The organism is Candidatus Protofrankia datiscae (genome assembly GCF_000177615.2).
Classification (GTDB): Bacteria; Actinomycetota; Actinomycetes; order Frankiales; family Frankiaceae; genus Protofrankia; species Protofrankia coriariae.
In genome coordinates, this window is sequence record NC_015656.1 from 1,645,747 (window position 1) to 1,664,755 (window position 19,009).

Consider the following 19,009-nt stretch of genomic DNA (forward strand, 5'->3'; position numbering starts at 1 on the left):
CCTGCGACGGCGCCAGGCTCCCAGCGGCTGGACGCTGCTACCCGTCCCGCCGCCGGCGTCCCGCAACGCGATGACGACTTCCGTGGTCCGTATCGTCCTTGGTCCATATTACCCTTTTTGCCTGCCACGAGGAGGAGTCAAGGCTATCCGGGCCCGGCGTGTGTAAGTTCAGTAACTTGGCGGGCCAAGACGAGCCTGGAGTATTGCGCGTGACCCAACGGCCGTACGTCCTGTTGTCGGTGGCCATGTCCGTGGACGGCTACATCGACGATGCCGGCGACCGGCGGCTGCTGCTGTCCAACGACGCCGACTTCGACCGGGTCGACGAGGTCCGGGCCGGTGTCGACGCCATCCTGGTGGGCGCCAACACCATCCGTCGCGACAACCCCCGGCTGCTGGTCCGCTCGGCGGCCCGCCGCGAGGAGCGGGTGGCCTGCGGCCTGCCGGAAAGCCCCGTCAAGGTCACCCTCACCGGCCTTGGCGACCTCGACCGCGGCGCCCGCTTCTTCACCACCGGGCAGGTCGAGAAGATCGTCTATGCCGCGTGCCCCGCGGCGGACAGGGCTCGCGAGCGGCTCGCCGGGGTGGCATCCGTCGTGGACGCCGGTGACCCGATCGACCTGAACGTCGTCCTGGCGGACCTTGCCGCGCGCGGCATACACCGGCTGATGGTCGAGGGCGGGAGTGCGATCCACACCCGGTTCCTCACCGCAGGGCTCGTCGACGAGATCCACCTGGTGATCGCGCCGTTCTTCGTCGGGGACCCCACCGCGCCCCGCTTCGTCGGCGACGGCGTCTTTCCCCGGCACGCCGGCCACCGGATGGAGCTGGCCGAGGCCCGCCCGCTCGGCGACGTCGTCCTCCTGCGCTACCTGCTCAACTGACGTCCCACCTGGTGGGGGTGTCCTCTGGTGGGATGGCCGGTGGCCGCGCGGGACCCGTTTCGGACTGTCCTGACCCAAGGTTGGTACGGCTATGCGGATAGTAGGTGCAAGCAGGATGACCGGTACCTTGGACGGCACGCAGGGTGCGCTTCCGACGCGTTCAGGAAGGGACTACGGTGCCGACATCCGGTGGGGATACGCGGATGTCGGTGGGGATGCGCGGATGAGTGCTGCTGGAGCCAGTAACACTCCATGATCGCGACCGTGTACGCCGTCCACGCACCGGTTCCGGAACACATAGCGGGACAGGTAGGAGGAGATGCATGACCAGGCGAAAACTCCTGGGAGCAGTTGCCCTAGCCGGCGTGGTGGCCCTGACCGCCGCGGCGTGCGGTAGCGATGACGCATCGTCATCGGATGGGAAGAAGTCGATTACTATCGGCTTCCAGGGAGTCCTTTCCGGTGACAGTCAGCAGCTTGGTATCAACGCCCTGTACGGGATGGAGACCGCCGTTGCCGAGGCGAACGCCGACCCGAGCCTGCCCTTCCAGGTGAAACTGGTGCAGTCCGACGACGCGGGGTTGCCGGACCAGGGCACGACCGCCGCGCAGAAACTCATCGACAACTCGGACGTCCTGGCGGTCGTCGGGCCGATGTTCTCCGGAGCCACCAAGGCCAGTGAACCGCTCTACTCGCAGGCCGGTCTGCTCTCGGTGAGCCCGTCGGCGACGAATCCGACGCTGACCGCGCTGGGCTTCAGGACCTTCTACCGGGTCATCGCCCCGGACACCGTCCAGGGCACGCAGGACGCCGCCTACATCGCCACCGTGCTGAAGGCGAAGAAGGTGTTCTCCCTCGACGACAAGAGCGACTACGGCACCGGCCTGTCCGCCGCGCTGGAAAAGGAACTGAAGGCCAGGGGGGTGACCGTGGTCCACGACGGCATCAACCCGACAAAGAACTACACCTCCGAGGCGACGAAGATTATCGCGGAGAATCCGGACGTCCTGTTCTATTCGGGCTATTACCCTGATCTCGCGCTGCTGTCCAGGGCACTGCACGACAAGGGCTTCAGAGGCATCACGGTGAGTGGTGACGGTTCGCTGGACGGCAAGTACGTTGAGCAGGCCGGTGCCGCGGCGGCCGAGGGCACCTACCTGACCTGCCCGTGCAGTGACGCGAACAGCGACCCGGACGCGGCGGCCTTCGTCGAGTCGTACAAGAAGATCAATGGTGGTGCCAGGCCCGGTACGTACTCCGGTGAGGCGTACGACGCGACCAATGCCCTCATCCAGGTCCTCAAGGGTCTCGGGGACAATCTGAGCCGGGAGTCGGTGGCGGAGGCCTTCGGGAAGGTCAACTACCAGGGTGTCACGAAGCTCGTCAAGTTCCAGCCGAACGGTGAGGTCGAAGGCGCGAACGACTTCATCTACCAGGTCAGGAACGGACAGATCACGGTTCTCGGCAACACCGCGGAACTGATCAAGTCCTGACGGGCTGTCCGGACGGTCCTCACGCCATGGCGAGGACACGACCACGACGAGGAGACGCATGGGTTTTGCCGACCAGTTCTGGCAGTTGACCGTCGACGGTCTCATGGTCGGCTCGCTGTACGCGGTCATCGCCCTGGGTTACACGCTTGTCTACGGCGTGCTCCAGTTGATCAATTTTGCCCACAGCGAGGTGTTCATGCTGGGGGCCTTCGGCGGGCTGTTCGCAGCCAGGGGCCTGCTGCCGGGCGGCGCCACGCCGTCCGGGCTGGCCTCGGTGGGCCTGGTCGCCGCCGGGCTCGCGGTGGGTGCCGCCGGCGGTGCCGCGGCGGCGTTCACTCTCGAACGGGTCGCCTACCGGCCGTTGCGTCGGCGGTCCGCGCCCAGGCTCGCGTACCTCATCAGCGCGATCGGCGCGTCGCTGTTCGCGGTGAACCTCGCCGGCAAGGAATTCGGCCGGCAGAACGTGCCGGTCCCCGACCTGTTCACCAACGGCACGCTCTTCCACCTCTTCGGCGCCCAGGTGTCCACCCTGACCGTCGTCGTCTTCGGCGCCGCGGTGGTGATGCTCGTCCTGCTGGACCGGCTGGTGGCGAAAAGCCGGCTCGGGCAGGGCATCAGAGCGGTCGCGCAGGACGCGGACACGGCCGTCCTGATGGGAGTGAACGTCGAAAGAGTGATCATCCTGACTTTCGTCATCGGCGGCCTGCTCGCCGGTGCCGGCGGATTCCTCTATGCCATGACCTTCAACGCCTCGTACAACATGGGTTTTGTGCCCGGGGTGAAGGCGTTCACCGCCGCGGTGCTCGGCGGCATCGGGAACGTCCGCGGCGCCATGCTCGGCGGCATCCTGCTCGGGCTGGTGGAAAGTTACGGCGGGTACGTCTTCCAGGCGTCCTACAAGGACGTGATTGCCTTTCTGGTGCTGGTCGGGATCCTCATGGTGCGTCCGTCGGGTCTGCTCGGCGTGCGATTGGGCAGGGCCGCGTGACCGCCCGCCCGCCGTCCCCGGCATCGCCCGAACCCTCCGCGTCGGCCTCGTCCACCCCTTCTTCCTCCTCGTCCGCTCCTTCTTCGCCGTCGCAGCCATCGGCGCAACCGGAGCCGTCGGAGTCGGCGCATCCGCCGATACAGCCGGAGCCGTCGGCCGCGCCGTGTCCGCCGGCGCGTTCGAACGCACCGGAACCGCCGGCCCAGCCAGTACCGCCGACGTCATCGCGCCCGCCGGAGCGGTCGGAGCCGCTGGAACCGCCGACACAGCCCGGGCCGTCGTCGCGGCCGGCACCGCGGCGGCAGCCGGAAGCCGCCTCCCGACCGGTGTCCCGTCCAGGCCTGATACCCAACCCGGCGGGCCCGGGTTCCTCCGAGCCCGTTCCCGCCGCGCCGGCGCGGGCCTTTCGGGGAGCCGCCGCCGGCGTGCTCACCCCGGCGCGGCTGCGGCAGCTCGGCGTGTGCCTCGCCCTCGGTGCCCTCGCCGCGGTGGTGACCGGGCCCAGCGGCGACTCCGTCCACCCGTTCCGCGCGCTGCGGCGCTCGGTGATCGACCCGCGTGTCGGGATCTTCATCGGCCTGGCGGTGGGGCTGTGGGTGCTGCTGATCGCCGCGGCGTGGCTACGCCCGCTGCTCGCCGAGGTGACAGCGGCGGCGCGAGCCCGCCGGCCCGTCGCGGCCACGCTCGGGTCGCCGCATGCCGCTATCGGCCTGAACGCGGTCCTGCTCGCCGCCGCGATCGCGGCACCGCTGCTCGTCTCGACGGCGGCGCAACAGTCGATGGTCAACGACATCGGTATCTACGCGCTGCTCGCGCTCGGGCTGAACGTCGTGGTCGGCTACGCGGGCCTGCTCGACCTCGGCTACATCGCGTTCTTCGCGATCGGCGCCTACGTGACCGCCTATTTCAGCTCGTCGTCGGCCATGCCGTGGCACGCGCCGTTCATCCTCAACCCGTTCTTCGTCTTCCCCATCGCGCTTCTGCTCGCCGCGCTCGCCGGCGTGATCCTCGGTGCGCCGACGCTGCGGCTGCGCGGTGACTACCTGGCGATCGTGACGCTGGGCTTCGGGGAGATCATCCAGTTGCTCGCGAACAACTCGGACGAGATCACGAACGGCTCGCGCGGGGTGTTCGGGGTGCCGCACCTGTCGGTCGACCTGCCAGGGATCCACTACCAGTGGGGGATCGACCCGCTCCCGTACTACTACCTGCTGCTCGGGATCGTGGCCATCGTCATGATCGCTTTCGGGCGGCTGGAACGGTCCCGGATCGGCCGGGCCTGGGCGGCGATCCGGGAGGACGAGATCGCCGCGGAGGCCACCGGCGTGCCGACCCTGCGGATGAAACTGCTCGCCTTCGCCATCGGGGCGTCGGTCTCCGGGTTCGCCGGCGTCCTGCTCGCCACCAAGCAGTTCTTCAACCCGCAGAGCTTCAGCCTGCAGCTGTCGTTCCTCGTGGTGGCAGTGGTCATCTTCGGTGGGATGGGCTCGCGGCTGGGCGCGGTGATGGGAGCCGTCGTTCTGCAGGGGTTGGCCTTCTACCTGCGTGACAAGGTTCCGCCGACGGACCGGTACATCTACTTCGGCGCGGTCATCATCGTAATGATGATTTTCCGCCCGCAGGGCCTGGTGCCGTCCCGCCGCAGGCGTCGGGAGATCGAGCTCGCCGGCAGCGCCGCCGGCGCCTCGGACCAGCTTGGCGCGGCCCCGATCGGAAGGACCATCACATGACCGCGCACGTCGACAACCCCGCGCCCCCGGGGAACCTCGTGTGTGTCGGCCGCTGTGCCGGCCGCGCCCTGTCCCCTCGTGTGGGGTCTCTTCGCGAGAACGCTGTGCGCCCCCGCGGGATCGTGCGTCACGGAGTCGTGCGCCCTGGAGGGGCCGCCGGATGACCACCGTCGCCGCGACCGGGCCGGCCGACGCCGGCACACCGGGCGAGCCACCGTCCGATCTGGTGCTCGAGGCCCGTGATCTGACGCTGCGCTTCGGCGGGGTCACCAGCCTCGACGGGGTCTCGCTGCGGCAGCGCCGGGGCGAGACCCTGGCCGTGATCGGGCCGAACGGAGCCGGGAAGACCTCCCTGTTCAACTGTTTCACCGGCGCGTACCGGCCGCAGCAGGGCTCGGTGACGTTCTGGCGGACGTCCCGCCGGCCGGCGCGGATCGTCGGACGCAGCCCACACGCCATCACCCACCTCGGGATCGCCCGGACCTTCCAGAACATCAGGCTCTTCCCCGCCCTGTCCGCGCTGGAGAACGTGCAGATCGGCACCGAGGCCCGGCAGCGGTACGGATCGCTCAGCGCGATCCTCGGGCTGCCCGGCGCGCGGCGGCAGGAACGGGCCGGGGTCAACCGGGCATTCGAGCTCCTCGACCTGGTCGGCCTGTCCCGGCGCGCGCACGACTTGGCCTCGTCACTGTCCCACGGCGAACAGCGCCGGCTGGAGATCGCCCGGGCGCTGGGCACCGACCCGCGGCTTCTTCTCCTGGACGAGCCCGCCGCCGGGACGAACCCCGCCGAGAAACGCGCTCTCGAGGCGCTGATCCGGCGGATCGCCGGGGACGGGGTCTCGGTCCTGCTGATCGAGCACGACATGCGGCTGGTGATGTCCGTCGCAGCCACCGTCGTGGTGCTGAACTTCGGCCGTGTCATCGCCGAGGGCAGCCCGGCCGAGGTCCAGCGTGACCCGGTGGTGATCGAGGCATACCTCGGTGTGGAGACCGGCGTGGATGCCGGCGGGGAGGCGGACTGATGCTGTTGGAGGTCGCCGACATCGAGGTCAGCTACGGCGCCGTACCGGCGTTGCGCGGCGTCCGGCTGAAGGTCGCCGAAGGCGAGATCGTGACGCTGCTCGGGGCGAACGGCGCCGGCAAGACGACCACCCTGCGATCGATCTCCGGGCTGCTCCGCCCCCGCCGCGGGGAGATCTACCTGGACGGCCGGCCGCTGTCGTCCATACCGGCGCACACCCTCGTCGGGCTGGGGGTCGGCCACGTCCCCGAGGGACGGCGGGTGTTCGCCGGCATGACCGTCCAGGAGAACCTGCTGATGGGCGCCTACCACGACCGGCGGCATGCGCGGGAGGACGCCGAACGGGTCTTCACCCTGTTCCCGCGGCTGGCCGAGCGGGCGTCCCAGCTGGGCGGCACCCTCTCCGGCGGGGAGCAGCAGATGCTGGCCATCGGCCGGGCGCTGATGAGCCGACCTCGGCTGATGCTGCTCGACGAACCCTCGATGGGGCTCGCCCCCCGGATCATCCAGACCATCTTCGACGTGATCGTCGAGATCAACAGGGCCGGTGTGGCCGTGCTGCTGGTGGAACAGAACGCGGTGCAGGCCCTGCGGATCGCGCACCGTGGCTACGTACTGGAAAACGGCCAGGTCGCCCTCACCGGCAGCGGCACCGACCTGCTCGCCGACGACCGCGTCCGCCAGGCATACCTCGGCGAGGACATCCCCATCGGATGACAGGCTCCGTATCGGCCCACTCCGTACAAGGGCCCACGGCACATCAGAGGCAGGCCGTTTTTCCCTGTAGGGCAGGGTTGTAACCTCCGTGGTACTGGGCACCTCCGGGCCAACCTGGACGCCCCACACAACTCGACCGGCCTCCTGGGGGACCTGCGTGAGCGCGTTGCGAGAAGCTGTCGACAAGGGCCGTGCGCCGACCCGACTGATCACCCCCGGGCTGAAGGGCTTCAAGGAGTTCCTGACCCGCGGCAACATCGTCGACCTCGCGGTCGCGGTCGTCATCGGTACCGCCTTCACCGCGGTGGTCACCTCGCTGGTGAAAAACCTGATCACCCCGCTGATCGCGGCCATCGGCGGGCAGCCGGACTTCTCCGCACTGACCTTCACCGTCAACGGCAGCCGGTTCAACTACGGCTCGTTCGTCAACGACGTGGTCTCATTCGTGATCGTCACGGCCGTGATCTATTTTCTCATCGTCCTCCCGCTTGCCAAGGCGAACGCGTTCCGCAAGCGGAACGGGCTGGCCGCGGAACCGGAGCCCACGCCGGTCAGCGACGACATCCGGCTGCTGACGGAGATCCGAGACCTGCTCGCCAGCTCCGCGGCGGCCACCGCCACGGCGCCCGCGCCCCGCACCCCCAACCAGAACTGACACATCCGGAGCCGGCACATCCAGAACCGGCGACAGCCAGCGGCAACACCGCTCGCCACACCCGGCCGGGCCGACCCGAAGGCCCGGCCGGCGGCGCGAGCCGGGGGTGCCTGTCATCGTGACGGGTTCCGCGAAACGGTAGCGTTCGAGCCCTGTGAACGGTAGCCCTCGGGGCCTGTAAACGATCAATTCTGCTGGGGTTGAGGTCGGGGCTCAGGTGTCGATCAGGTAGCAGAGGATTCCCGCGGGTATCGCCCAGGGTCCGTTCTCCTCCCGGGTGTCCAGGACGTTGCGGGTGACCATCAGCCCGCCGTATCCGGACGCGCTGATGGTGGCGGCCGCGCCTCGCCAGGAGCCGCCCTCGACGTACTTGCTCTCCACAGCGGTACCGGCAAGCTGTTCGGCGACGAAGTCAATCTCTCTGCGGGACGAGGTGCGCAGATGGAACAGGAACAGGTCTTCGGCCCATCCCGTCCCGTGAGCGTAGGCACAGCGTTGCAGGGCCAGGCCGGTCTGCATCTCGGCGAGCACCGGGATGTCGATATCGGATCGGGCGGGGTTGCGCAGATGGGCCAGGCGGGCGACCAGCGGGTCGATCGCGTACAGCTTGTCCTGGGCGCGTTCCCGTGCCGTCCAGGCGCGTTCCGCCTTCTGCGGGCAGTGCCAGAGCAGGTAGGCGTCGCCGAGATAACGGACGTGACGGGCCACCACGTCGTGTTTGAGATCCAGGTCGGCGCCGATCCGGCTCATGTTGGCGGGGGCCGCCATCGACTGCATGAGCCGTTCCATCAGGGCGGCGGTGCTGGTCTGGCTGAGCTGGGACGCGGCGAACGCGTCCCGGAACACGACGTTGAAGACGTCGTCGACGAACCAGGCGGGTACCGGTGTACCGGCGCGGGCCGCCGCCACGGCGATCGGGAACCCGCCGTACATCAGATAGGTCTCCCAGGCGATCACGAGATCGTCCAGCCAGGGCAGCAGTTCGGCGTACGCCGTACGGGCCGTGTCGCCGCGCAGGCGCGCGAGATCGACAGCGGGGACGTCCGGTAGGTGTGGTCGCAGCAGCCGCGCGAAGGTGCGGAATCCCAACGGGAGCAGGGCGCGGTCGCCGTGGTCGATCCGGCCGCGTCGGCCGGCGAGCACGCCCGAGGCGGCGGTCAGCCCGGCCGCGCTCGATCCGGTCAGCACCACGGTGGCCAGCGCGAACTCGGGGTCGTTGTCCCGCAGCCATTTGATCTGTGCCGCCCAGTCGCCGGCCGTCCCGGTGATCTCGTCGAACAGCCACCACCGCGCCGTGCCGGGCGGTACCGGTGGCAGTGCGGTGTTCTGGACGACCGTCCGCAGATCCTCCGCGGACCACGCGTCCGCCGCGATCCGCACGATCGCCTGTGGTGGTGTCCCGTGGCCGACCAGATCGACGATGGTCTGTTTCACGGCCACTGTCTTGCCTACTCGACGAGGTCCCCGCAGCAGGTAGAGACCTCCGTTGACCAGCCCGTCCAGGCATGGCGACCGGTATCCCAGGCCGGTGTCGCGTACCGCGCGCAGGTCCGGATCCGTCGCGGCCCAGTCGGCGCTGCGCCACCACGGATTCGTGCGGGCCAGCTCTTGGGCAACCTGGCCGATTTTTGTGCCCATGCGGCCAGTCTACATTCCTCCGTGTGGCACCATGAAGAATGCACCATTCCTCAGTGTGTCACGCGGAGGAGTGCGCTTCGAGGGTCTCTCGGGGCAGGGGGCTGGGGTCGGGGGATGCAAGCGGCACTCGACCGGAGGCTCAGGAGCTGGTGTAGAGGCGGTGAGGTCGACCAGTTCGACGTCCGATGACGCGGCGGCGTCCGCGGCGAGAGCGGGGGTGAAGCCGGACCGGGAGAACAGCAGCAGCTTCACGTCCCCGGGCGCGTCGGGCAGGACCGAGCGAATGTGCCGTAGTCGGACCATTCGGCGTCGCGGTCGAACAGTTCGGACGGCTTGGCAAGCATGATCCCCCTCTGGGCGTCGCGGGATGCGGCTGTCGACGGCGTCCGGTGTCGTGAGAGAAGCCATGATCGAGCGTTGGGCTGCTAAGGATTGTGGAGTTATCACAATTCGGCAATCCTTGGTGCCGTTGGCGATCCCGGTCTGCCGGCGTGCGATCCGAGGAGGAGCCGGTGGCGGCGGCCCTGCCGCGCTACCGGTCGTGCCACCTGCCGTGCCGTCGTATCGGGCCGGCGAAGCGGACCGGGCTCTGGTGGGGCCGGGGAGGTTGGTAGGTCCGGGGCAATCGGGTCGCTATGCTGGCTTTCCGCTGACTACAGTGACCTGTGGCTGTCACGAGCAGCAGTAAATGTCGGGGGGTTCCGGTGCTGCAAGGCGGTCATCACTGCCCCGTGACGGATGCCGGGCGCGTTCCGCGACGTCGGTCTCCGGGCCGGTTACGGCTCCAGACCCTGTTATCGGTGGCCGCGGCGACCGTCATTGTGGGGCTGGCTGTTGTGGTGCCGGTCGTGTCGCCGCTGTCCGCGTCTCCCGCGGCGGCCGCGTCGGCGTCCGGTCAGCAGCCGGTGTTCGTGGTGCGTGTCATGGAGCTGCCACCGCAGGTCGACCGGGCCGTTCTGGAAACCCTGAACAGCCTGCTCAACGGGATTATGGACGGCGACGGAGTCGTCGTGGCCCGGGTGACCGGCGCGTCCACGCTGATCGGTGGCCAGGGCGAGTCGGCCGTGTTGGACGCCATCTTCGATCATCGGGCCAAACTTGCCGTCCAGGTCGCGTTGCCGGAGCGTTCGCGGGCCGGCGAGCGGCCCGATCTCGGGACGGCCGGTTCGGTGCTGCTGGCAGTGGCCGGCCACCGGTTCGCGGACGCGGACGCCGCCCGCGCGGCCCTTGCCCGCAACAGCGGCGCGGGCGGGCAGCAGACGCCCTGCGGGAGGCAGTGCCAGGAACAGGTGGCGGGTACCGAGGCGGAACGGGCATCTGGGGTGTACGCCACCAACACCGATCCCTTCCTCTTGGACGTCGTCCTCAGGCGGGCGCTACAGGTGGACACGTCGGCTGTTCCGTCCGGCCTGGCCTCCACGGCCGAGCAGCCGCCCCCGTCGGGGCAGGGCGGCTCCGGCCGGTCGTTCTGGGTCTACGCACTGATCGTCATCGTGCTGCTCGGGCTGGGTGCCGCCGTGCTCCGACGGCGCGGGCTGCTGGGCAGAGGGGATGACGGCGCGGGTGATGACAACGACGTCGATGAGGACAACGGCCGGGACGACAACGGCCGGAACGACAACGGCGGCCGGGACGGCGGGGGCGGCGGGTATGGCGGCGCACGGCCGGTGTCTCCGGTTGCGCAACCGAACATCGCCGTCGGCCCGCTCGGCATCATACATTCCGCTTTCGGCCCGCAGGGTTATGTCGCGGTCGACGGTGGGCTCTACCGAGCGACCTGGAAGGGCTCGGGATCGAGTCGGCCCCGCGTCGGCGACCAGGTGCGGCTGACGACGCACGAGGTGGACGGACTACAGGCGTGGCCACCGTACGGCCGCCCAGGCCGGTAGTCCGTAGTGACTACGCAGACGGGGATACATCGGAAAATGGCACCTCGTAACAGCTCTGACAGGGCAGCGGATCGTCAGCAGCCGCGGGACATCATCGGGAACATTCCCATTCCCCGGCCGAGCCATCGCGTGCTCGTGGTGTTGTGCATGGACACCTCGTACTCGATGCGTGGCGAGGCGATCGACAGGCTCAACGACGCGCTTGCCGGTTGGGCGCGCAGTATGCAGGCCGGCGAGAAGATGGCGCGGACCACCGAGTTCGCGCTCATCACCTTTGGTGCCGGGGGAGTACGCAAATGGCGTGGCAGCGAGAGTTTCGATCCGCGCAGTGACCGGACCCCGTTCGTGCCGGCCCACAGTTTCCAGCCGCCGAAGCTGATCGCCGACGGGGTGACACCGCTGGTCGAGGCGGTCCGGCTGAGTATTTCTGTCATCGAGGCGCGCAAGCGGCAGTTGGCCCGGGACAGGGTGACCTGGAAACGTCCGCTCGTCTGGCTGGTCACCGACGGCCGGCCGACCGACGACCAGGGGCATCCGAGCTCGGACTGGCGGCCGTTGGCAGGCGAGATCCGCGGGCTGGAGGCGAACCAGAAACTGGCGCTGTTCGCGATCGGTATTCCGCCCATCGACGACCGGGGCCAGGCAACCCTGCGCGAACTGGCTCCGGAGCGAAACATGATGTATGGACGGTTCGACTTCAGCGACATTCTCGTGCAGCTGGACAGAAGCGTGGAGGACCCCAACTACAAACTGCGTGGCTACCAGCCGAGGCAGGCGTGACCCCCGGCTGGCAGCCCGTGGCCGTCCGAGGCGGTGCCGGCGGCCGGCCCGACCGGTGGCGTATCCGGGGCGCCAGCGTCCAGGGGTATTCGCACGTGCGGGAGGGCAGATGGTGCGAGGACTCCTTCGCTCACCTGTCGCTGTACGGGCGGGGGCCGCTGCCCGACGGCGCGGGATCCGCGCCCCGGTCGGCCGAGGGCTCCCGGCTCGCGGTCGCGATCGCCACCCGGCTGGTGCGTGACCGTGTCCATGCCGCCGGCCGCGCCACGACCGCGCCGGAACTACAGCGAATCCTGGCGGCCTCGCATGAGGAGATAGTCGCCGAGTTCCGGCGGGTCGTCGCCGCGATCGCCGGGCCGGAGCACGTCGACGAGTTCGCGACGACACTGACAGTCGTCGTCCTCGCCCATCCCGTCATCGGCTATCTCGGCATCGGGGACGGCTTCATCGTCGTCCGCACGGGTGAGGGCGGACAGGACAACCTGCACCTGCTCGACGCCGGGACCGCCGACGCCGAGCACGCCACCCACGCGGTCTTCCTGACGTCGGACACCAGCCGAGCCGCCCGGGTGAACGCCCTCTACGACCCCTGGATCAGCGGTGTGTTCATATCGACCGATGGCCTGATCCCCGCGACCCTGCGACGGGACGCCGACGGCCGGCTGGCGGTGGCCCGGGAACCGGTCATCGACACCGTGCTCAGACTGCTCGACAATGATCATTTTGATGCCTCCGGACTTGTCCGGCTGCTGGTGCGGGAGGACGTCACCGAAGTGACCCAGGACGACACGACGCTGGTGGTGGCGGTTCTGTGTCGGTGACGGAGATTTTTGTCAACGGGCGCAGGCTGACCTGTTCGACCGTGCTCGGTGTTGGAACCGAGTCGATCGTCCACGCCGTGGACAGCGATGCCCGGCAGGCGGTGAAGATCTACCGGGAGCCCGACGCCCAACGCACCCACCGGCTGGAGTGCATGCTGCGGGCCTTCGACGCGTCACAGTTCGTCGACCCCGGTTCCGGTCATCCGGGGCTGGTATGGCCGGAGAAACTCGCCCGCGACGCCAGCGGGGCGGTTCTCGGATACGTCATGTGGCGTTCCGATGATCAGCCGCTGAGCACGTTCTTCGAGCACTACACTCGCCTGACGAACTTCCCGGACAAGGACTGGAAGTTTCTGTTGGGGGTGGCCAGCAACTTAAGCCAGCTGGTCGCCATTCTGCACGACCAGGAGATCGTGGTAGGTGATCTTGCGCCGTCCAACATTCACGTCCGGGCGGACGGTCTGATCAGTTTTCTCGACTGCGACTCGCTGCAGTTCCGGTACGACGGGGAGCTTTTTTCCTGCCATACCGTAACCCCGGAATATGCCGCGCCCGAACTGCTGCCCGAGCTGTCCGGCCCCAGAGGCGTCGAAACGGACCGGTTCACCCTCGCCGTGCTGGTATGCCAGCTGCTGCTGTGCGGCGACCATCCCTTCCAGGGCATTCCGGCCCGGCTGTTGGACGTCGATCCATCACCCGAGACGAACATCCAGTACGGTATCACCGTCCTGACGGCGCCCAGCGAGGTCGAGGTCCCGGACGAGGCCGTCGAGCCCGACGTCCTTCCACCGCGGATCGCCGCGCTGGCCAGGCAAGCGTTCGGGGCGGGCCACGGCGCGGTCAACTCGCGGCCGGCCGCGCAGGAATGGGCCGAAGCCCTCGACCTGGCCTGGGACGACGTCCGGACATGCGGCAACCGGAAAGGCCACACCTACAGTGGGCATCTCCCGGAGTGCCCATGGTGCGCCCGGGCCCGGAGCGGCCGTTTTGACCCGTTCCCGGCGCTGCCGGACCTGACCGGGGACGGCGTCGCCACCGGCGGTGGTGGCGCCGGCGGTGGCGTGGCTCCTGTCGCGAGGGCCGCCGGCACGGTTCTCGCGGTCGTGGCCCTGCTGGTTCTCGCGCTGGTGGTCGTCATCGCTGTCGGTGTCCGGTAGTCGACACGGAGTGGACAAAATCGGCGAAACAATCGGAAGCAGCATTGATATCGGCGGTATCGGCGGGAATTCGGCAGAAACGAGGTGGAGGTAACCGTGCAGCGGTCGGACACGCACCCACGGACCACCCTGATTCCGTTCTACCTCGTGGTGGACGTCTCGCAGTCCATGGACGGGCCGCGGCTGGACACCGCGAACCTCATCCTGCAGCGGATCGGGGAGGCGTTGGCCCGTGATTCGGTCGCTGCCGCCCGGGTCCGGGTCGGCATGATCGACTTTGCCGGCGGCAGCCGGACGGTGCTGCCGCTGTGCGACCTGCTCACCACGACGACGTTCCCCCAGCTGGCGTGCCGTGACGACGGCACCCGATACGCGCCCGCGCTCAACCTGTTACGGGCCACCGTCGACCGTGACCGCCGCCAGCTGGCGGCCGACGGTTTCACCGTGGGCCGCCCCGGAGTGTTCTTTCTCAGCGACGGCGAACCCTTCGACGATCCTCCCGGCGCCTGGGAGGAGGCGTTCGCCACCCTGCTCCGGGAATGCCCGACCACCCCGCACGTCATTCCCTGCGCCGTCGCTGACTCGAATCCCGAGATCATGCGGGCGCTGGCTCATCCGGCGCCGACGACGCCATTGTTCATACAAAGCCGGCTGGCCAGCCCGGAAAGCGCGATCAGAAATCTGACCGAGATCATCGTACGAAGTGTCGTGGCCTCGGGTCATCAGGAGATGGTGGTGATCGATGAAACGGACGTCCATGCTCTCGACACGGTCATCGGCGATCCGCCCGAGTCCTGGATCGACCCGGATGTTCGTTATTGAGAGCCTCCTGTGAAGTGGCAGAGCGTCGCTGTCGAGCGGCAGTGGCTGGGCCGGGTCGATCTGCTGAGCCGGGGCGGGCAGGCGGTCGTCTACCGGCTGCCCGAATTCGGTCTTCCCGAGGTGGGGGTGCCGCTCGTCTACAAGGAGTACCGCTCCATCGTGGGGCGGGTGCCGGCCCAGGGCCTGGCCAACATCATCGCGCTGCAGCTGGCGTTGCCGGCGGACCAGCGCCTGTGGTTCGACACGCATCTGGCCTGGCCGTTGCGGATCGTGGTCGACAGCGATGCCGACTCCGCTCGTGCGAAGGTGCTCGGCGTCGTCATGCGGCTCATACCCGATGCCTTCTTCCAGGTTTCCCCGACAGCGACGGGACGGTCGGAGCGCCGGCCGAGCGAAGCGCGGTCGCTGTTCGCCGGCCCCGAGCAGATGCGGGCGCTCGGCCTGCCGTTCCCGGACCGTGCGCAGCGGTGGTGGCTGTGCCTGCGGCTGGCCTACCTGGTGGCGTTCCTGCACAACCAGGGCATCGTCTTCGGCGACATCTCCGCCCGTAACGTCCTCTACCGTCTGCGACCGACACCGGACGTGCTCCTGGTGGACTGTGACGCGGTGCGGAAGGTCGGCAACGCGGCGGTCGTCGATCAGGGCCATACGCCGGACTTCTTTCCCCCGGTGATACACGAGCCGCAGTCGATCAGCTCCGATCTATTCAAGCTCGGCCTGTTCATCGTCCGTATCCTCGCGCCCGGCCGGACGGTCACGCCGGAGAGCGCCACGCGGGCTGTCGAGGATGCGCTCGACCGGACCGGTATGGATCTTGTGCGGGCCAGTCTGTCCGCCGACCCGAGCGCCCGGCCGGCGGCGCTTGCCTGGTACCGCTATCTGCGCTCCGGCGCGGGTTCCCATCCCAGGACGCTGCCGCTCGGGGAGTGATGCAGTCGGTATCGTCCAAGAGGGTGTCGTCGGCTGGTGAGATTTGACAGATCTTGGTGTGGAGCCACGTTGCCGCACGATTCGGGAAAAAGATCATACGTCTGTGTGTCGCCGTGGACACGGCGACATTGACACAGGTCACACGGCCAACTATGGTCGGCAGAAAACAATCACTTGTTTGTTAGTGTGATCACCGTCTGGAGTGTCGAGTTTGTTGCTGGCTGTGGCAGTCGCGCGCAGGGAGGCGCGAAGGCGGATCATGCTGGCGCAAAGTAGGATATAACGGGCTATTCGGCCCGCCTACACCACCTCGACCGAGGGAGAAGGAGGGTCCTGTGAGCGCTACCGATGTCATCACGTCCCCTGCGGGAGGGGAAACAAGCAGAAACGGCTCCGGTCCAGCTCGGGCCGAGCGCCAAAGCATGAGCCGCAACTCGCAGTTACTTGTCGCATGGTGTGGTCCGGCCATGTTCGTTTTATTTGTGATCGGGAGCGTCTGGCTCGCTCGGTACTTCCCGCCCGCCATCCACCCGAGCGATTCCCCACAGGATGTCGCACAATACTACCGGGACCACAAGGACGCCATCCGCGTCGGTCTCGTGTTCACCTGTCTGGCCTATGCGCTGATGGGCGTCTGGGGCGTGTGCATGGCTGTCCAGACCCGGCGCAAGGAGGGGCTCTTCCCGGTTCTGACCTACGTCCAGCTGACCTGTATGGCCGCGGGTACCGCACAGATCGTCGTGAACTGCGGTCTCTGGGCCACCGCGGCCTTCTGAGGTGGTCCCCGTTCTTCGGACAGTGATCCCTATGTGGGATAATTGATCCGTGAGCGGAGGAGATTGATGACTGAGTCCCGGCGGCGGTTCACGCCCGAGTACAAGGACGAGGCAGTGAAACTCGTCATCGATTCGGGTCGGCCGGTATCGGCGATCGCGAAGGACCTCGGTATCAACGAGGGAACCCTGGGGAGCTGGGTGGCCACCTGGCGTCGGGCCCACCAAGGCGAAGAAGAACCGCTGTCGATGTCCGAGCGTGCCCGGCTACGGGAGCTGGAGAAGGAGAACCGGGAACTCCGGATGGAGCGCGAGTTCCTCTCAAAAGCGGCAGCCTTCTTCGCGCAACGCCATCAGTGATCGATAAGTTCGAGCTGATCGCCGCGGAGAAGGACAACTACCCGATACGCAAAATGTGCCAGTGGCTCGTGGTGTCGACGTCCGGTTTCTACGACTGGTACCAGCGACCGGTGTCGTCCCGGACCCGCCGGCACACCACCCTGGACACCCAGGTGCGGGCGTTGTTCGCCGCCTCGCGCCAGACCTACGGCGCGCGGCGGATCGCCGCCGCTCTGACCGCGTCGGGCCAGCCCACCTCGGTCCGCCTCGCCCGACGGATCATGCGCCGAGCAGGGCTGAAGGCCTGCCAGCCCAGGGCCTACCGCCGCACCACGATCCCCGGCCAGGCGCCGGTGCCCACCGACCACGTCCGCCGCGACTTCACCGCCACCCGCCCCGGGGCCAAGCTCGTCGGTGACATCACCTATGTCCGTACCGGCGAAGGCTGGCTGTATCTCGCCACGGTCATCGACTGCTATTCACGGAAGGTTCTCGGCTGGTCGATGGCCAGTCACATGCGGACCGAACTCGTCGTCGACGCATTCACCATGGCCGCGTCCCGCACCACCCTTGCACCGAACGCGGTTTTTCACTCGGATCGCGGTACGCAATACACGTCCGACGCCTACCATCGCACGCTGGCACGACACGGCGTGCGACCTTCCGTAGGCGCCACCGGAGTGTGCTGGGACAACTCCGCCGCCGAATCCTTCTTTGGCACCCTGAAAAACGAACTCGTCTATCGGGAAATTTACCTAACCCGTCGTGCCGCCCGCAGTGCGATCGCCGAGTACATCGAAGTCTTCTACAACCGGCAGCGACTCCACTCCACCCTCGGCTACCACACCCCGGAACACGTCGAACGTCTCTACCTGACGAGTCGGACATCAATACCAGAGGCGGCGTAAAGCTGATATAGTCCAGTTATCGCGTGTCCGTAGAATGGGCAGCACCTCATTCCGCGCCGGGGACGTGTCACCGGAGATCACACAGGCGTTCAACGACGCGGGCTTCATCATCCTGCTCGGCACCTGGATGCCGTTCACGATCTGGGCCATCGCGCTCGGACTGAACATCCTGCTGGACAAGGCGACACCGGTTTTCCCGCGCTGGACGGGATACTTCAGCATCTGGTCAGGCGTGTGCTTCATGCCCGGTGGGACGGTCTGGTTCTTCAAGAGCGGGCCGTTCGGCTGGACCGGTGTGGTGTGTCTGTGGGCACCGTTCATGGTCTTCGGCGCCTGGGTGCTGTACTTCAGCTACCTGTCGATGCAGAACGTCAAGCGCGGCTTCGTCCATGAGCAAGATCTTTCCACCGTGTCGTGACCATGAGCGTGCCGTCCGCGGTGGATCCGTTCGCGGATCCGTTCGCCTCGCACACCGCGAGGGCGCCCCGGTGGCGCCCTCGCGGCGGAGGCCGGGTGCCGGGCGAGATCGGCATCTGGGTTTTCATCTTCGGGGACATGCTCGTCTTCGGGTTGTTCTTCGGTGTGTTCGTCTACGAACGGTCGCGGAGCGTCGAGCTCTTCGAACACGCTCACGAGACCATGGACCTGACGTTCGGCGCGGTGAACACGTTGTTGTTGCTGACCGGGTCGATGTTTGTCGTGCTGGGCCTGAACACGCTGCGCGGAGGGGCTTCCCGGACCGGCTCGCGGATGATTCTCGTCACGCTGCTCTGCGGCGCTGGCTTCGTCCTCAACAAGTACCTGGAGTACTCGGACAAGATTGACGCGGGACACACACCGTCGGTCAACAGCTTCTACATGTACTACTTCGTCTTCACCGGTATCCACCTGTTGCACCTGCTGATCGGAATGATCGGCCTTGTGATCATGTACAGGATTGCCCGCAAACCGGTCCTGGAGGCCAGGGACATACGTAATCTTGAGGCCGGAGCCTGCTACTGGCATCTTGTCGACCTGCTCTGGATCGTTCTGTTCGCGCTGCTGTACCTGATGAGGTGACCAGATGTCGACGCATGTCGGGAGCACCGTCGTCAAGGGTTCTGCCGCCAGGATTTCTGTCGTCAGGAATCCAACCGTTGTCGCCTGGCTCACGCTCATGGGCGCGACCGTGCTCTCCTGGTATCTCGGGGAAGGTCATGGCGCCCGGGAGGCCGCGACGGTCGGTGTGATTGTGGTGGCGTTTTTCAAGGTGTACCTCGTCGGTCGGTACTTCATGGAGATCCGGGAAGCTCCACGGATACTGCATCTTCTGTTCGCCGGGTGGGCCGTGGTGGTGTGTGCGGTTCTCGTGGCCATGTACCTCACTGCCGGCGGCTAAAACGAGCGGCCGATGCCGTGGTGCGGGGCCGTGTTTTCCGGAGGCGTAACCGGTGTCTTTCCCGAGCGTGTTCGTTGCCGACCG

General features: G+C 67.6%; 19 protein-coding genes. 18 read left to right on the plus strand and 1 reads right to left on the minus strand.

Annotation, left to right across the window (positions count from 1 at the left end):
* Positions 1 to 209 precede the first annotated feature (209 nt).
* The 7 genes from FSYMDG_RS06840 to mscL all read left to right on the plus strand — a co-directional run bounded on the left by FSYMDG_RS06840 (position 210) and on the right by mscL (position 7,490).
* Positions 210 to 884: a RibD family protein gene (locus FSYMDG_RS06840; protein ID WP_013872841.1), complete on the plus strand. Its 675-nt coding sequence runs from the start codon at positions 210 to 212 to the stop codon at positions 882 to 884.
* A 323-nt stretch (positions 885 to 1,207) separates the two neighbouring features.
* The gene (locus FSYMDG_RS06845; RefSeq protein WP_013872842.1) at positions 1,208 to 2,377 is read left to right on the plus strand and encodes a branched-chain amino acid ABC transporter substrate-binding protein; all 1,170 of its coding nucleotides are present in this window, start codon (positions 1,208 to 1,210) and stop codon (positions 2,375 to 2,377) included.
* 58 nt (positions 2,378 to 2,435) lie between these two features.
* Entirely contained in the window at positions 2,436 to 3,365 is a 930-nt protein-coding gene (locus tag FSYMDG_RS06850; RefSeq protein ID WP_013872843.1) for a branched-chain amino acid ABC transporter permease, read from the plus strand.
* Between the two features lie 326 nt (positions 3,366 to 3,691).
* Positions 3,692 to 5,095, plus strand: a complete 1,404-nt coding sequence (locus tag FSYMDG_RS06855; RefSeq protein WP_013872844.1) for a branched-chain amino acid ABC transporter permease — start codon at positions 3,692 to 3,694, stop codon at positions 5,093 to 5,095.
* A gap of 160 nt (positions 5,096 to 5,255) precedes the next feature.
* Entirely contained in the window at positions 5,256 to 6,119 is an 864-nt protein-coding gene (locus FSYMDG_RS06860; RefSeq protein ID WP_013872846.1) for an ABC transporter ATP-binding protein, read from the plus strand.
* Complete coding sequence (locus FSYMDG_RS06865; RefSeq protein WP_013872847.1) at positions 6,119 to 6,835, plus strand: ABC transporter ATP-binding protein; 717 nt, start codon at positions 6,119 to 6,121, stop codon at positions 6,833 to 6,835. The genes FSYMDG_RS06860 and FSYMDG_RS06865 overlap by 1 nt, the downstream gene beginning before the upstream one ends.
* Positions 6,836 to 6,992: 157 nt before the next feature.
* On the plus strand, positions 6,993 to 7,490 hold the full coding sequence (gene mscL / locus FSYMDG_RS06870) for a large conductance mechanosensitive channel protein MscL (protein WP_013872848.1): 498 nt from the start codon (positions 6,993 to 6,995) through the stop codon (positions 7,488 to 7,490).
* A gap of 213 nt (positions 7,491 to 7,703) precedes the next feature.
* Here the strand turns inward: mscL and FSYMDG_RS06875 are convergent, their stop codons facing one another.
* Positions 7,704 to 9,128 carry an ATP-binding protein gene (locus FSYMDG_RS06875; protein ID WP_013872849.1) on the minus strand — a complete coding sequence of 475 codons (1,425 nt, stop codon included), beginning with the start codon at positions 9,126 to 9,128 and terminating at the stop codon, positions 7,704 to 7,706.
* Positions 9,129 to 9,976: 848 nt separating this feature from the next.
* Here FSYMDG_RS06875 and FSYMDG_RS06880 point away from each other — a divergent pair.
* From FSYMDG_RS06880 to FSYMDG_RS06935, 11 genes are all read left to right on the plus strand, one after another.
* Positions 9,977 to 11,017 (plus strand): hypothetical protein, encoded by a 1,041-nt coding sequence (locus FSYMDG_RS06880; protein ID WP_165440841.1) that lies wholly within the window; start codon positions 9,977 to 9,979, stop codon positions 11,015 to 11,017.
* 147 nt (positions 11,018 to 11,164) lie between these two features.
* On the plus strand, positions 11,165 to 11,797 hold the full coding sequence (locus FSYMDG_RS06885; RefSeq protein WP_165001404.1) for a vWA domain-containing protein: 633 nt from the start codon (positions 11,165 to 11,167) through the stop codon (positions 11,795 to 11,797).
* Positions 11,794 to 12,618: a protein phosphatase 2C domain-containing protein gene (locus FSYMDG_RS06890; protein WP_013872853.1), complete on the plus strand. Its 825-nt coding sequence runs from the start codon at positions 11,794 to 11,796 to the stop codon at positions 12,616 to 12,618. The genes FSYMDG_RS06885 and FSYMDG_RS06890 overlap by 4 nt, the downstream gene beginning before the upstream one ends.
* Positions 12,615 to 13,775 carry a protein kinase domain-containing protein gene (locus tag FSYMDG_RS06895; RefSeq protein WP_131772309.1) on the plus strand — a complete coding sequence of 387 codons (1,161 nt, stop codon included), beginning with the start codon at positions 12,615 to 12,617 and terminating at the stop codon, positions 13,773 to 13,775. Before FSYMDG_RS06890 ends, FSYMDG_RS06895 begins: the two co-directional genes overlap by 4 nt.
* Positions 13,776 to 13,871: 96 nt before the next feature.
* Positions 13,872 to 14,597 carry a vWA domain-containing protein gene (locus tag FSYMDG_RS06900; protein ID WP_013872855.1) on the plus strand — a complete coding sequence of 242 codons (726 nt, stop codon included), beginning with the start codon at positions 13,872 to 13,874 and terminating at the stop codon, positions 14,595 to 14,597.
* A gap of 9 nt (positions 14,598 to 14,606) precedes the next feature.
* Positions 14,607 to 15,527, plus strand: a complete 921-nt coding sequence (locus FSYMDG_RS06905; protein WP_013872856.1) for a serine/threonine protein kinase — start codon at positions 14,607 to 14,609, stop codon at positions 15,525 to 15,527.
* A 335-nt stretch (positions 15,528 to 15,862) separates the two neighbouring features.
* Positions 15,863 to 16,303 carry a hypothetical protein gene (locus FSYMDG_RS06910; protein ID WP_131772310.1) on the plus strand — a complete coding sequence of 147 codons (441 nt, stop codon included), beginning with the start codon at positions 15,863 to 15,865 and terminating at the stop codon, positions 16,301 to 16,303.
* Between the two features lie 66 nt (positions 16,304 to 16,369).
* A protein-coding gene (locus FSYMDG_RS06920; protein ID WP_085948540.1) for an IS3 family transposase occupies positions 16,370 to 17,547 on the plus strand; the annotation gives its coding sequence in 2 pieces (ribosomal slippage) (positions 16,370 to 16,631 and positions 16,631 to 17,547; 1,179 coding nt in all).
* Between the two features lie 64 nt (positions 17,548 to 17,611).
* The gene (locus FSYMDG_RS06925; RefSeq protein ID WP_131796442.1) at positions 17,612 to 17,965 is read left to right on the plus strand and encodes a hypothetical protein; all 354 of its coding nucleotides are present in this window, start codon (positions 17,612 to 17,614) and stop codon (positions 17,963 to 17,965) included.
* Between the two features lie 95 nt (positions 17,966 to 18,060).
* On the plus strand, positions 18,061 to 18,606 hold the full coding sequence (locus FSYMDG_RS06930) for a cytochrome c oxidase subunit 3 family protein (protein WP_047225260.1): 546 nt from the start codon (positions 18,061 to 18,063) through the stop codon (positions 18,604 to 18,606).
* 4 nt (positions 18,607 to 18,610) lie between these two features.
* Entirely contained in the window at positions 18,611 to 18,925 is a 315-nt protein-coding gene (locus FSYMDG_RS06935) for a cytochrome C oxidase subunit IV family protein (RefSeq protein ID WP_013872858.1), read from the plus strand.
* Positions 18,926 to 19,009: the final 84 nt, after the last annotated feature.